Below are 11,530 nucleotides of genomic sequence, written 5' to 3' on the forward strand. Positions count from 1 at the left end.
TACCAACGAACCACCACAGAAAGCGAAACTTGATGAGCCACTTCACTGTCACTGTCGCCCTGCCCGACAACGCCGCCAACATCCAGTCCTACCTGACCAACATGCTCCGCCCGTTCGACGAGAACCTCGAAGTCGAGGAATTTACCGAGGACGGCGAAACCTACTGGCGTAACCCGAACGCCAAGTGGGACTGGTGGACCATCGGCGGTCGCTGGACCGGCCGATGGAAGGCGACCCCGGGCGCCCTCCGCGAAAACCTCGTGCACGGCGAACCCAGCTGGACGAACAGGGACAAGCCCATCCCGCTCGGCCATTGCGACGGCGGACGAATCCACGCAATCGACATCGAACGCACCCGCGAAATCGCAGGCCGCCAAGCTGTGCTCGACTGGAACGAATACGCGATGGTCATCGACGGCACCCCACAACACCAGCCGTGGAAGGTGTTCCTCGACCGCGCCAACGCCGCCTCGGAGGCCGCCCCGAAGCCGTGGGTCGAAATGTACGACGAAGCGCGTGCCACCGCACTCGCCGAAACCGGGCTGACCCAGGAAGAAGTCGACGCTCTCCCGCGGTCCGCCCGGCGCGAGGAAGCCGCCCGCACGATCACGCGACACATCGACGATGCCCGCGACGCCTACCATGCAAGCCTCGAGTACAGCATGGATCAGGCGCGCAAGGACTACAGCGAACAGCCGCGCATCGCCGTGCTGCGTGCCGCCGAACCGTACAAGAGATGGTTCGACGGCCCGGAGGACACCTTCGATCACCTGACCCGCGACGAGTTCGAGCAGCTTCGCCGCGACATGGCGGTCCCCGGCTACGCCTTCCTCACGAAGGACGGGCTGTGGATGGCGCGCGGCGAAATGGGCTGGTTCGGCATGGACAACGCCACCGACCAGACGACAGACCGCTACCTGCGCGCAGCCAACGACTACATCGACAGCCTCGACCGCTGCGACTGGCTCGTCAACGTCGACTGCCACATCTGATGAGCGGCAACGAGATCAGCGTCTACATTGCCGCCGTCGACCCTGACGACGCGCGCGCCCTGCTAGCCGAGGCGCTCGCGGTCGCCAGCGAAGGAAACGGCCACGACGGCACCCTGATCCGCGCTACCCGCGACGGCGGATTCGCCCAGCTCTACACCCACCTCCCCTAACCCGCCCTCACGAAACCTGGTGCACCACATGGCTCACAACATCCCGCTCATGCGCCGCATCCTCACCCACATCACCCGCGACCGCGCCAGCTACAACCAGTCCTACTTCCGGCACGTCACCGACCGCGGGCACATCGAACTCGGCGTCGGCGGATGGGCCGTCACCCTGAGTGGCGGGTGGCGGTGGATCGGTGCACCAGACGCCACCTACGGGCAAATCCAGGTGCAGCACAACACAACCCACCAGATCCGGTTCGCCGACCAGGTAGCCGCGGACGTCCTCGGCGTCGACCCCGACGAAGCCAACTTCCTCATGTGGGTCGCCGACGACCGGACCGCCCGAGCCTGGCTCGAGGACACCGTTATCGCCCACGAACGCAGAGTTTTTGACCAACTCGCCGCCGAACTGCGCGGCATCAACACCGAAAGGAAACTGCGATGAGCATCAGCGACCACATCGGCGGGTACGCCAGCCCAATCTACGAACGCGTCGAAGAACTCGCCGAAGCCGTCGACTGGACGACCGGCACCGCACAGAACCGGGCGCTGCGGGACTACCTGCACGCCCTGAACCAGATCACCACGATCAGGACCCAGGCCGAAGCCCGGCTCACCCGCATCGAGGAAGCACGCGCCGAACTGGTCGCCGCCGTCGACCAGGAAGCGAAGGAAGAGGCGGATCGCGAACGCCGGTCCCAGGCTGCTCGAAAGATGTGGGCGCGACGCAAGCAGCAGATTGTGGACGCAGCGTGATCGCCCCGAGGTAACTGGCAGCGCATCAGAAGGGGCGGGAACCAACAGGTTCCCGCCCCTCCTCATATCGCCAAAACCTTGCCGTACAGTAAAGCGTACTCTACGCTAAGTATGGTTTACATTACAGCCGGTTTGAATCCCGAAGGAGCCTCTCACATGCGGAAACACACCACAACAACCCCCATCCTGTTGCGGCTCCTCGGGTATCTGATCGCCGCCCCGCTGATCGTTCTCGCCGCCCTGATCGCCCCCATCGTCGCAGTGAGGTACCAATGACCCGCAAACCCGACCCCTTCGAAGGCGCCCCCTGCCGCAGCGAAGAACACACCACCTGGATGCGGGCCAACCGGGCCTCCAAATTCGACTTCCGCATCGACGGCGAAGACGACACCCGCCGCAACAAACGCCACCACGAAATGCTCCGCGAATGCCGCAAATGCCCCGCCACCGCACACACCGCCTGCCGCGAACTCCACGACCAGCTCGCCGCAACCTCTGAATCCCGTGTCCCCGGCATCTGGGGCGGCAAAGTGTATGCCGACCGCACCGAATGCGAACCCATCGGCGACGACAACGCCCTGATCCGCCGCGACGAGCTCGCCGCATGAACGGCACCGGACACGTCCTCGTCAACGTCCGCAAGTTCGCGGGCGGCACCTGGTCTGCTGTCTGCGTGTGCGGGCACGAAGTGTCCTCCCGCGACCGGTCCCTCGCCGTCGCCGGCCTGTACAAACACACGATCGACGCCGCCCGACCACCGTGCCCGACCCCGCACAAAACCCGGTACGGCACCGAAGCTGAAGCGCTCGCCGCGATCTCGAAATTCCTCCGCCGAACCGCCAACGGGCTTCGACCGACCCGCACCTACCAGTGCCCGTCCGGGCAGCACTGGCACACCACCAAGCACCCCGCACGGAAGAACGCCTCATGACCTTCCCTGACCTCACCGCGATCGCCCACCTCGACTTCCACCCTCGCTGCGAATTCGACGACGGCGAATGCGGACGCGCCGCAACCGTGTTGGTCGACCAGCACGGCTGCGATCGGCACCTGCTGTGCAACGAATGCTTCCGCGCCGAACTGCGCCGATGCCGCCAGTACGTGCACCCGAGATGCCTGGTGTGCGATCAGTCGTTCCCCGTCATCGACGACATGATCACCGTGGAGGCGCTGTGACCGCCCCACTGCCCGACCTGTTCCCGAACCCCCTGTGCGAGTCCAACATCCACTTGTACGGGCCGTTCGCACCCGCACCCATCGCGACGTTGTGGGCGAACGTGCACAACTGCAGCGACGTGTTCATGTGCGCCGGTTGCCTGACTGCCCTCGGTGAAGGGTTCGCGAAGAAGGCACCGATCAAATGCCCCGAATGCGCCGAGTCATTCGCCGCTGTCGACGACTACCTCACCTGGAGGGAACTGTGACCGCGCCAGTACTCGACGTCGTCCTTGCCGACCTCGAACACCATCCTGACTGCGTGTTTCCTTGGCATACCGGTGATCAGCCTGCCTCGTTATGGCTCGACAAACACGGATGCGAGGAAGGGCTGATCTGTGCGAACTGTCTTGACAAGCTACACGCCTGGTGGGTCAGCGCTATCCGGATCACAGGTCGGGTGCGGTGCCCTCATTGCGATGAGAGATTCGAGTCCTTCGACGCCGCATACAGGGTGATCTCGCTGTGAATACCGAGTCAAACCCTGTCACTGTGACGATCGCCTTGCCGTGGTCGGCACCGCTGCTGTCGATGAACGACCGCGGCTACACCCGTGGTGCGGCGATGGCGAAAGCGGCGAAGATCCGCGAACTCCGGCAAACCATGGTCGCGCTCGCCATCCACCACAACCTTCCCCGCGGGCTCCTGTACGCGACCGTTTGCCTGCACTACCAGCCCCGGGACCGACGTCGCCGGGACACCGATAATCTCACGGCAACCGCTAAACCGCTTTACGACGGTTTGGCATCGGGCGGCAAGACACTCGTCGGCTACGGCCTGGTCCCCGACGACACCCCCGAATTCATGGCCAAAAACGAACCCGTCATACACGCGCCCGTGAAGGGCGAGGGCGGCCGGATGTGGCTCGAAATCACCTACACCGCAGAGGAAGAAGCAGCATGACCACGATCATCGGCCGTTTCGTACGGCTCCTAGGAGGACCGATGGACAACCTGGGGTACGAACCGTACGTCCCGCAACTCCGGGAGTCCGCGACATCGCGCCCGGAGTACCAGCTCCACTACCGCGACCCGCAGACAGGGGAAGAGCACACGGTGGGCTCCGACTCGGTGTCGGTGTGGAACCAGCGGAAACTGCTGGCCGACGCCGGATACCAGGTAGCCGTCGCCCGCCGCCAGGTCACCATCAGCGCCTGGGAAATCGTGGAGCGTGCGGCATGACCTGGATCCATCTGCTCGCCCTGATCGCCATCCTCGCGTTCGGCGGGTGGCTCGCCTGGCTGGACCGATGAGCGACCTGAGAACCGTCGCCGTTGTCGTGTGGCAGGACCGGCATTTCGGTGTCGACGTCCAACTGTTTGAGAACAGTGCCGATGCCATCGAGTACGCGAGAACCCAAGCCAAGAACTCCGACCGGTTCGGAGACCTCGACGAAACCCTCACCGACGCAATGAAACAGGGCTCAGACCCGTGGCTGTACTACGGCGGCTACTCCTGCGAAGGCGACCACATCTACGTCATCCAACGAAAGGTCAGGGAATGACCACCACCTACCAGTGGCCCGACAACAGTGCCAATGACAACCCGCACGGCACGGATCGTCACGCCGCGATCGCCCGCCGAAACACCGTGCTCCTCGGCCAGGTCGGCTCCGGGCTCCACGGCGTCACCACCGGCAACGACGACCGCGACGAAATGGGCGTCTGCATCGAGTCGCCCGTTTCGTCGATCCCGGTAACCAACAACGGCAAAGTGCTGTTCGAGCAGTACATCTACCGGTCCCAAGCCGAAGGTGTTCGATCCGGTGCCGGCGACCTCGATCTGTTGGTGTACTCGCTGCGGAAGTGGTCCGCCCTTGCAGCGCAGGGCAACCCGACCGTGCTCCTCCTAGCGTTCATCCCCGCGTCCGAGATCGTCATCCAGACCGACATCGGCCGCGATATCCAAGCGAACCCCGAACGGTGGCTGTCGCGGCAGGTTGCCCAGCGGTTCGGTGGGTACCTCATCAGCCAGCGTGACCAGCTGCTCGGTGTGAAGTCGAAGAAGCACACCAACCGGCCGGAGCTGGTGGACGTGTACGGGTTCGACACCAAGTTCGCTTATCACATGGTGCGCCTCGGCCTGCAGGGCGTGGAGCTCCTGACCACGGGCCGCGTCACGCTGCCGATCCCGGAACCAGACCGCACCTGGCTGCAGGAGCTGCGCCGCGGCGAACACACCAAGGACGAAGCCCTCGCCCGGGCCGCAGACCTCCTTGACCAGCTGAACCAACTTGCCGAATCCGCCGACTTGCCACCACAGCCCAACCACGCCGAGATCGGCCGTTGGCTCACCGACACCTACGTGTCGTGGTGGGAGCAGAACGGGCTGATCGGAGGCTGCAATGTCTGACATGGATGAAGTGATTACGCCGTATCAGGCGCGCCTGTACAACGCGGTGATTTTCGGTGAGCGGCACGGCCGTCGGCACGCCACGAACGAGCTGTCGTCGCTGCTGCGGCGGGTGTGGATGTCGCGCCGGTCCTGGCAGGCGCGGGCGATCGCCGACGATAAGACGATCAACCTGATCGGCGCTTTGTGTGAGGCGGAGCAGCGGCGTGCACAGATCGTGGATGCGTTCGTGCGCACCGATATCATCCTGTACGCCCTTTACGGTGACGGGGAGAAGCCGCACGGGTGGGATGAGGTGCGTGCCGAAGCGACGAAGATCCTGAATCAGGCCGCCTGATAATCGCTGAATGCCCGCCGCTGTTACTGGTGGCGGGCATTCTTTTGTGTAAACCCTGTTTGACGCGAGTCTTACTCTGTGAATAGGCCGAACAGGAGGCTAACGATGGACCCGGAATACGTCGAAACTGAACCGTTGAGCACTGACCCGGAATTCCCGTGGCTTGGATACGAGGATGACGATTACGACTATGGTCAAGACTGCAATTAGCGTCGCCGCGGGCGTCACGGTGGTGTTGACCTGGTGGTTCGTGGTGCCGCGATTTCTGGGCGCGGTGGTCGCAGCGTCTGCGGGTATCAATGACACCGATTGACAAAGGCGTGCAAAAAATCACGTGCGTATCGCACGGCTGCGAACTCTGGCTCGGCCGTCACCTCGCTGACGACGAAATCCGGGCCCTCCAAAAAGCGCACGCCCTCCAACACGACAACCGGGCCATCACGCCCGCCCGCCTATTTGGTGGCGAAACGGAGAACGAAAAATGATCAACGACGTACGCCGGGCCTGGCAGGTCGCCCACTGGTTCGAAAAGCTATCCCTCATCGTGTGGCCTGCCATCGGGCTCCTGCATGTGCTGTCCGGCAGTTGGCTGATCGCGGGGTTCGCCATTCTGGTGGTATTCGCCGACTTGGTTGCACTTCAGTACAAGGCAGAAGCCGCCGACTGGAAAGCCAAGTACGAAGCCTCCCAGTCGACGAAGGTCACGAACGTCATGTACGTCACCGGGAACACTGACGAAGCGCTCCGTAAGGCGGAGGAACGGCGCCACAACCTTGGATACGGCCGCTGATGACTGGTGATGAGGTCGGCGACGACTTCGACTGGTTGGACGGCGAGAACTGCGTCACCTGCGGAATGCACTGGGCTGACTGCGAATGCTGAACCCGCGGCGCCGACCCCGCGAACACCGAACACGACCCGCGGAGCGTGAAATGACCGACCCAACCGGCTCCCGCGAACCGATCGAAACGCTCACCGAGGCCGTCAATCCGGGTGACTACTCGACGCCCAAATTTCACCCGCTCGTCCCATCTGCCGACGGGGTGATCCGCATCCTGCCCTACAGCGAAGGAGACGACGAACAGCGTGAATGACGAGCTAGTCGCCGGCGCCCGCGCCGCACTCTCCGACGCCGTCCACGCACTCGTCGGCATGCAGGTCGAACACGTCGAACGCGACGGCCGCCAAGTACCGATCCCCGTGGACTCGCTCTACGACCAGCTGCGAGAAGCCAGCTACGGGGAACGAGCCGACGGCGGTGGCGCGCGACGCCCCGAACCTGGTTCACGGGCGCCCGGTTGGTCGGACGCTTTGTCGTTGCTCGAGCTGATCGACCGCCGGGTAGGGGAGTGGTCGATCGGTGCCGCCGCGGTGCCCGGTCGAGAGCTGACGGTGCGCCGACTGTACGCGCTCGCCGACAACGCCTGGGCGCCCGAAGAAGTCGGGTACGTGCGCAGGCTCGCCCGCGACATCGACACCTGGGCGGTGCGAGCCCGCCGACTCCTCGACGACGAACACGTGTGGGAACTGCGGGCGCCGTGCCCGTCGTGCGGGGAAACCATCGTGTCGGGGCAGGACAGTGCCGGAGAAACGGTGAGCCAGTATGCTCTACGCGCGAACCTGTCGAGCGCCGAGTGCCTCGCATGCGGGATGCATTGGGCGCCTGAGTACTACCGGATGCTGGGCCAACTAATCGGTGCACCAACCCCCGACGGAGTTCTGGAGTAAACCAATGCGTGCGAACATCTACTTCTCGCCCGAAAAGTCCGGGCTCAGCATCGTCGGTGAGCTCGACTTCTCCGACGGCAACTACTGCTTCAACTACACGGTCGTCTGGCAGAACAACACCACCCATCGCTTGTACATGGCCGACGATGCCGGTTGCTCCTGCCCAAGCCCGTTCGAGGACACCGCGATCGGTGACCTGACCGAAATCACGACACCACAGGTGCTGATCACACACCTGAACAAGCGATTCGCGGCAGCGTCCAATCCGTCATGCGACCTCGGTGATATCGGCGCCCTCATCCAGAAGGCACGCGACATCGGCAACTTCACGATCGACCGCGCCGCATGAACTTCGAGAGTATCCCCGACTTCACCGGCGGCCCACCTGTCGAGCCGTCTTCGGACGCTCGGCAAGTGGCAGCGGCCGTGTACGGCCAGTACACCGCGCTCACTGGCGTCGGGTTCACCGAAGCCCAGGCCATGCGGTTGGTGGAGATGATGATCGCCGCCATGGCCGGGGGAGGGCGGCGGTGATCGTGATGAAACCCGGCGACAAGGTCATGGTTCCGTACAGCAGCCAGCAGCGTGCGGCCACAGTTGCTTACGTCTCAGGCGACACGGTGGGAGTTCTCTTCGATTTCGCAGAGGGAGACTCCATTCCTGGCTTGTATCGTCGTAGCGAAATCGAAGGACAGCTCACGTGATCTGGGAATCCGTCAATCCCCAGCGCGTCGCGGTCGCCGGCGATTGGCACGGCAACAGCTTCCATGCCGATCGGGCGATTCGGTATGCGGCCGAGCACGGCGCGCAGGCGATCCTGCACGTGGGCGACTTCGCGTATAAGTTCGCGCCGAGCTTCATGGCCCGAGTGCAGCGCGCGCTCGAGGACACCGGGCTGCTGCTGGGCTTCGCCGACGGAAACCACGACGACCACGACAAACTCGGCACGCTAGTCACTGAACACGGTCAAACCGCGATCCCGATGCGCCCGAACATCTTCTACCTGCCCCGCGGGTATAGGTGGACCTGGTCGGGGGTGTCGTTCCTTGCGCTCGGCGGCGCGCACTCCGTGGATCGGCCGTGGCGGCCCCGCGGCGAATGGTGGGCGCGCGAAACCATCACCATCGGCGAAGCAGTCACCGCGGCGAACGGTGGCCGAGCGGACGTCATGATCTGTCACGACGTACCTGACGGCGTCCGCATCCCGTGCATCGAAGGCAACCCGCACGGGTTCCCGGAGCCCGAGATCGCTGCCGCGCAACGGCACCGGGAACTGCTGCGCCGTGTCGTCGACGAGGTCCGGCCGAAGTGCCTATTCGCGGGCCACTACCACTGCCGCCTCGACGCGCCCCTGGTCGGCCGCGACTACCGGACCGAGGTGCACATCCTCGACATGGACGGTCGGCCGATGAGCGAGAATGTGATGGTCACGGACCTGGCGGCGCTGCGTGAACCGGGCTGAAAGCTGAGCGGTTAAGCAGTGAAAGTATGCTGTACTTTCGTAAAGTATGGCGTACAGTACACGTATGGCCCTCACTACCCCGAAAAACCCCAACTACGCTGCCGTTGTCGTCCGTCTGACCGCAGTGAACGCGCTCGACGGTTGCGACAACATCGCCGGCGCCCCGGTCCTCGGTTTTCAAGCGATCGTCGGCAAGGATCGGGCCCCCGGTGATGTCGGCATCGTGTTCACAGCCGAAACCCAGCTGTCCGAGGAGTTTGCGCACGCGAACAACTTGCACCGCGAGCCGGAGCTGAATGCGGACCCCGCTGAGAAGGGGTACTTGGAGAAGACCCGCCGCGTGCGAGCGATCAAGCTCCGTGGCCACCGGTCCGACGCGCTGTTCATGCCGCTCGAGTCGTTGGCGCACACCGGCTTCGACATCACCAAACTCACCCCCGGAGACACGTTCGACGAGCTGAACGGGCACGAAATCTGCCGCAAGTACGAGGTGGCGAGCAAGGCCACCCAACCGCTCGTGGAGAAGAACAAGCGGAAGACGTTCACCCGCGTCGACCAGCGTTACCTCCCGGAGCATGTTTCGACGGATCAGTACTTCCGTGTAGAGCGGCAGATCCCCGCCGACACCCGCATCGTGGCAAGCCAGAAGGTGCACGGCACCTCAATCCGTGTCGGCCACACGCTGGTCGCACGGAAGCTGACCTGGCTCGAACGGATCGGCCGCAAACTCGGCGTCAATGTTCAGCTCACCGAATTCGACTACGTCTACGCCTCTCGTCGGGTCGTGAAGGACGCGAACAACCCTGACCAGCAGCATTTCTACGACAACGACGTGTGGACGCACTACGGTAAGCAGCTCGACGGTCTCCTGCCGAAGAACTACATCGTGTATGGCGAGCTCGTAGGCTGGGAGCCCAACGGCAAAGCCCTGCAAGCTGGTTACACCTATGGGATGCCGGTCGGCCACGCCGAACTGCTCGTGTACCGCGTCGCGGTGGTCAATGAGCAGGGCATCTCTGTTGACCTGTCGTGGGATGCGGTGAAGGAATTCTGCCGTGACCGCGACCTGATGCACGTGCCCGAGTTGTGGTCGGGTCTGCACGCTGATTTCGTCGCCGAGGACTGGCTCGACAAGCGGTTCCACGACGAGGGCTACCGGCAAGCACTGCCCCTCGATCCTGGCAAGACCGTGGACGAGGGCGTAGTCCTACGTGTCGAGGGCATCGTGCCCTACTTCGCCAAGGCGAAGTCTCCCGCGTTCTACGCCTTCGAAACGAAGCAGAACGACAAGGGCGTCGTCGACCTGGAGTCGTTGGGGGACGCGGCGTGAGCGAGGAGTGGCGCCCGGTCGTCGGGTGGGAGCGGTTGTACGAGGTTTCGGACAAGGGACGTGTGCGGTCGTTGGATCGGATCGTTTCGCACGTTGGGAACTTCTCCGGAGAGTGGCATGTGCGATCCCGGATACTGCGCGAAGACGTGGTTCGAGACGGGCACCATCGCGTTTGCCTGTCGCGAGACGGGCTCACAACGACCGTCCAGGTGCACGTACTGGTGGCTACGCATTTCATCGGGCCAGCGCCTGCTGGCGCGGTTTGCAGGCACCTTGATGGCGACCCGGGCAACAACGTGGTGGACAACTTGGCGTGGGGCACTGTCTCTGACAATCAGAAGGACGCTGTGGGGCACGGCACCCACAAAGAGGCGCGTAAGACCCACTGCCCGCGGGGGCACGAGCTGGTAGAGCCGAATCTCGTTGCAGCGCTATCCCGTCGGGGAAAGCGAAGCTGTCGGGCATGCGACATCGCCCATTCAGCCAAGCGTCGCAATCCACATCTGGATTGGGCCGCTTTCGCGGACCAGCGGTACCTGCAGCTGACGAATGGGGTGGCCGCGTAATGACCGAAGTGAAAGATGTGATCGATCCGCCGACGCGGCGACAGATCGTCCTGCCACGTGGTCTTCCCGGAGCTGGCAAATCTAGTCTGTTCCGCCGGATGCGTGAGGACAACCCGCGTCTCGCGCGCGTATCACGTGACGACATGCGGGCGACCCTGTTCGGCGCGTCCGGCCGCCTGTCGCCCGCGCAGGAAGAGATCATCTCGAAAGCTGAACGCGCACAGGCTGCCGCCCTGCTCGACGCGGGCTACGACGTTTTCGTCGACGCCATGAACTTGCGCCCGCAGTGGACCCGCGGTTGGGCGAACTTCGCCGCGTTGCACGGTGCTGACATTGCGGTGATCGACCTGGACACCTCGGTCGACGAATGCGTGCGCCGTGACGCTGAGCGCGGCGCGGCGGGTGGTCGGATGGTGGGGGAGGACGCGATCCGTGCGCTCGCCCGGAAGTTCCCCCGCAAGAACTGGCCGACCGTGAAGCCGTCACCGGACCTGCATTTCTACCCGACCCCGTACGTGCCGAATCCGGTGCTGCCGCCGGCGTGGATCGTGGACGTTGACGGCACCGTCGCGCAGAAGCATCCGGATCGTGGGATTTACGACTACACGCAGGTTCATCGCGATATT

Annotated in this window: 24 protein-coding genes; all 24 read left to right on the forward strand. The window is 63.9% G+C overall.

The window, feature by feature from the left end:
- Positions 1–32 precede the first annotated feature (32 nt).
- On the forward strand, positions 33–992 hold the full coding sequence (locus NI2_RS27865; RefSeq protein ID WP_067496822.1) for a hypothetical protein: 960 nt from the start codon (positions 33–35) through the stop codon (positions 990–992).
- A complete protein-coding gene (locus NI2_RS34145; protein WP_157104695.1) occupies positions 992–1,162 on the forward strand; it encodes a hypothetical protein in 171 nt (56 codons plus the stop codon). Before NI2_RS27865 ends, NI2_RS34145 begins: the two co-directional genes overlap by 1 nt.
- A 28-nt stretch (positions 1,163–1,190) precedes the next feature.
- On the forward strand, positions 1,191–1,604 hold the full coding sequence (locus NI2_RS27870; protein WP_067496825.1) for a hypothetical protein: 414 nt from the start codon (positions 1,191–1,193) through the stop codon (positions 1,602–1,604).
- Positions 1,601–1,915: a hypothetical protein gene (locus NI2_RS27875; protein ID WP_067496828.1), complete on the forward strand. Its 315-nt coding sequence runs from the start codon at positions 1,601–1,603 to the stop codon at positions 1,913–1,915. Before NI2_RS27870 ends, NI2_RS27875 begins: the two co-directional genes overlap by 4 nt.
- Before the next feature lie 272 nt (positions 1,916–2,187).
- Positions 2,188–2,523: a hypothetical protein gene (locus tag NI2_RS27880; RefSeq protein WP_067496831.1), complete on the forward strand. Its 336-nt coding sequence runs from the start codon at positions 2,188–2,190 to the stop codon at positions 2,521–2,523.
- Positions 2,520–2,846: a hypothetical protein gene (locus NI2_RS27885; RefSeq protein WP_067496834.1), complete on the forward strand. Its 327-nt coding sequence runs from the start codon at positions 2,520–2,522 to the stop codon at positions 2,844–2,846. The genes NI2_RS27880 and NI2_RS27885 overlap by 4 nt, the downstream gene beginning before the upstream one ends.
- On the forward strand, positions 2,843–3,091 hold the full coding sequence (locus tag NI2_RS27890; RefSeq protein WP_067496837.1) for a hypothetical protein: 249 nt from the start codon (positions 2,843–2,845) through the stop codon (positions 3,089–3,091). Before NI2_RS27885 ends, NI2_RS27890 begins: the two co-directional genes overlap by 4 nt.
- Complete coding sequence (locus NI2_RS27895) at positions 3,088–3,339, forward strand: LIM domain-containing protein (protein ID WP_067496840.1); 252 nt, start codon at positions 3,088–3,090, stop codon at positions 3,337–3,339. The genes NI2_RS27890 and NI2_RS27895 overlap by 4 nt, the downstream gene beginning before the upstream one ends.
- 283 nt (positions 3,340–3,622) lie before the next feature.
- A complete protein-coding gene (locus NI2_RS27900) occupies positions 3,623–4,033 on the forward strand; it encodes a hypothetical protein (protein WP_243750135.1) in 411 nt (136 codons plus the stop codon).
- A gap of 41 nt (positions 4,034–4,074) precedes the next feature.
- Positions 4,075–4,311, forward strand: coding sequence for a hypothetical protein (locus NI2_RS27905; protein WP_133734265.1), 237 nt, complete (start codon positions 4,075–4,077; stop codon positions 4,309–4,311).
- A 67-nt stretch (positions 4,312–4,378) separates the two neighbouring features.
- Entirely contained in the window at positions 4,379–4,633 is a 255-nt protein-coding gene (locus tag NI2_RS27910; RefSeq protein ID WP_067496848.1) for a hypothetical protein, read from the forward strand.
- Positions 4,630–5,481 carry a DNA polymerase beta superfamily protein gene (locus NI2_RS27915; protein ID WP_067496851.1) on the forward strand — a complete coding sequence of 284 codons (852 nt, stop codon included), beginning with the start codon at positions 4,630–4,632 and terminating at the stop codon, positions 5,479–5,481. Before NI2_RS27910 ends, NI2_RS27915 begins: the two co-directional genes overlap by 4 nt.
- A 1-nt stretch (position 5,482) precedes the next feature.
- A complete protein-coding gene (locus NI2_RS27920) occupies positions 5,483–5,818 on the forward strand; it encodes a hypothetical protein (protein ID WP_067496854.1) in 336 nt (111 codons plus the stop codon).
- 190 nt (positions 5,819–6,008) lie between these two features.
- A complete protein-coding gene (locus NI2_RS35385) occupies positions 6,009–6,131 on the forward strand; it encodes a hypothetical protein (protein WP_255284047.1) in 123 nt (40 codons plus the stop codon).
- A 168-nt stretch (positions 6,132–6,299) separates the two neighbouring features.
- Positions 6,300–6,608 carry a hypothetical protein gene (locus NI2_RS27925; protein ID WP_067496857.1) on the forward strand — a complete coding sequence of 103 codons (309 nt, stop codon included), beginning with the start codon at positions 6,300–6,302 and terminating at the stop codon, positions 6,606–6,608.
- Positions 6,609–6,750: 142 nt separating this feature from the next.
- On the forward strand, positions 6,751–6,912 hold the full coding sequence (locus NI2_RS34150) for a hypothetical protein (protein WP_157104696.1): 162 nt from the start codon (positions 6,751–6,753) through the stop codon (positions 6,910–6,912).
- On the forward strand, positions 6,905–7,546 hold the full coding sequence (locus NI2_RS27930; RefSeq protein WP_067496860.1) for a DUF7341 domain-containing protein: 642 nt from the start codon (positions 6,905–6,907) through the stop codon (positions 7,544–7,546). The genes NI2_RS34150 and NI2_RS27930 overlap by 8 nt, the downstream gene beginning before the upstream one ends.
- A gap of 4 nt (positions 7,547–7,550) precedes the next feature.
- Entirely contained in the window at positions 7,551–7,895 is a 345-nt protein-coding gene (locus NI2_RS27935; protein ID WP_067496863.1) for a DUF7574 domain-containing protein, read from the forward strand.
- Entirely contained in the window at positions 7,892–8,080 is a 189-nt protein-coding gene (locus tag NI2_RS27940; RefSeq protein WP_067496866.1) for a hypothetical protein, read from the forward strand. The genes NI2_RS27935 and NI2_RS27940 overlap by 4 nt, the downstream gene beginning before the upstream one ends.
- The gene (locus NI2_RS34155; RefSeq protein ID WP_157104697.1) at positions 8,077–8,250 is read left to right on the forward strand and encodes a hypothetical protein; all 174 of its coding nucleotides are present in this window, start codon (positions 8,077–8,079) and stop codon (positions 8,248–8,250) included. Before NI2_RS27940 ends, NI2_RS34155 begins: the two co-directional genes overlap by 4 nt.
- Positions 8,247–9,008: a metallophosphoesterase family protein gene (locus NI2_RS27945; RefSeq protein ID WP_067496868.1), complete on the forward strand. Its 762-nt coding sequence runs from the start codon at positions 8,247–8,249 to the stop codon at positions 9,006–9,008. Before NI2_RS34155 ends, NI2_RS27945 begins: the two co-directional genes overlap by 4 nt.
- A 64-nt stretch (positions 9,009–9,072) precedes the next feature.
- Positions 9,073–10,338 (forward strand): RNA ligase family protein, encoded by a 1,266-nt coding sequence (locus NI2_RS27950; protein WP_067496871.1) that lies wholly within the window; start codon positions 9,073–9,075, stop codon positions 10,336–10,338.
- Entirely contained in the window at positions 10,335–10,904 is a 570-nt protein-coding gene (locus NI2_RS35780) for an NUMOD4 motif-containing HNH endonuclease (protein ID WP_067496874.1), read from the forward strand. Before NI2_RS27950 ends, NI2_RS35780 begins: the two co-directional genes overlap by 4 nt.
- Before the next feature lie 17 nt (positions 10,905–10,921).
- The coding region (locus NI2_RS27960; protein WP_167355153.1) for an AAA family ATPase at positions 10,922–11,530 on the forward strand (609 nt) is incomplete at its 3' end.

Source organism: Nocardia ignorata NBRC 108230 (assembly GCF_001612905.1).
GTDB classification, from domain to species: domain Bacteria; phylum Actinomycetota; class Actinomycetes; order Mycobacteriales; family Mycobacteriaceae; genus Nocardia; species Nocardia ignorata.

Coding starts and splice junctions, on each gene's coding strand:
- NI2_RS27865 (WP_067496822.1), top strand. CDS start 33: ATGAGCCACTTCACTGTCACTGTCGCCCTGCCCGACAACGCCGCCAAC.
- NI2_RS34145 (WP_157104695.1), top strand. CDS start 992: ATGAGCGGCAACGAGATCAGCGTCTACATTGCCGCCGTCGACCCTGAC.
- NI2_RS27870 (WP_067496825.1), top strand. CDS start 1,191: ATGGCTCACAACATCCCGCTCATGCGCCGCATCCTCACCCACATCACC.
- NI2_RS27875 (WP_067496828.1), top strand. CDS start 1,601: ATGAGCATCAGCGACCACATCGGCGGGTACGCCAGCCCAATCTACGAA.
- NI2_RS27880 (WP_067496831.1), top strand. CDS start 2,188: ATGACCCGCAAACCCGACCCCTTCGAAGGCGCCCCCTGCCGCAGCGAA.
- NI2_RS27885 (WP_067496834.1), top strand. CDS start 2,520: ATGAACGGCACCGGACACGTCCTCGTCAACGTCCGCAAGTTCGCGGGC.
- NI2_RS27890 (WP_067496837.1), top strand. CDS start 2,843: ATGACCTTCCCTGACCTCACCGCGATCGCCCACCTCGACTTCCACCCT.
- NI2_RS27905 (WP_133734265.1), top strand. CDS start 4,075: ATGGACAACCTGGGGTACGAACCGTACGTCCCGCAACTCCGGGAGTCC.
- NI2_RS27910 (WP_067496848.1), top strand. CDS start 4,379: ATGAGCGACCTGAGAACCGTCGCCGTTGTCGTGTGGCAGGACCGGCAT.
- NI2_RS27915 (WP_067496851.1), top strand. CDS start 4,630: ATGACCACCACCTACCAGTGGCCCGACAACAGTGCCAATGACAACCCG.
- NI2_RS27920 (WP_067496854.1), top strand. CDS start 5,483: ATGGATGAAGTGATTACGCCGTATCAGGCGCGCCTGTACAACGCGGTG.
- NI2_RS35385 (WP_255284047.1), top strand. CDS start 6,009: ATGGTCAAGACTGCAATTAGCGTCGCCGCGGGCGTCACGGTGGTGTTG.
- NI2_RS27925 (WP_067496857.1), top strand. CDS start 6,300: ATGATCAACGACGTACGCCGGGCCTGGCAGGTCGCCCACTGGTTCGAA.
- NI2_RS34150 (WP_157104696.1), top strand. CDS start 6,751: ATGACCGACCCAACCGGCTCCCGCGAACCGATCGAAACGCTCACCGAG.
- NI2_RS27935 (WP_067496863.1), top strand. CDS start 7,551: ATGCGTGCGAACATCTACTTCTCGCCCGAAAAGTCCGGGCTCAGCATC.
- NI2_RS27940 (WP_067496866.1), top strand. CDS start 7,892: ATGAACTTCGAGAGTATCCCCGACTTCACCGGCGGCCCACCTGTCGAG.
- NI2_RS27950 (WP_067496871.1), top strand. CDS start 9,073: ATGGCCCTCACTACCCCGAAAAACCCCAACTACGCTGCCGTTGTCGTC.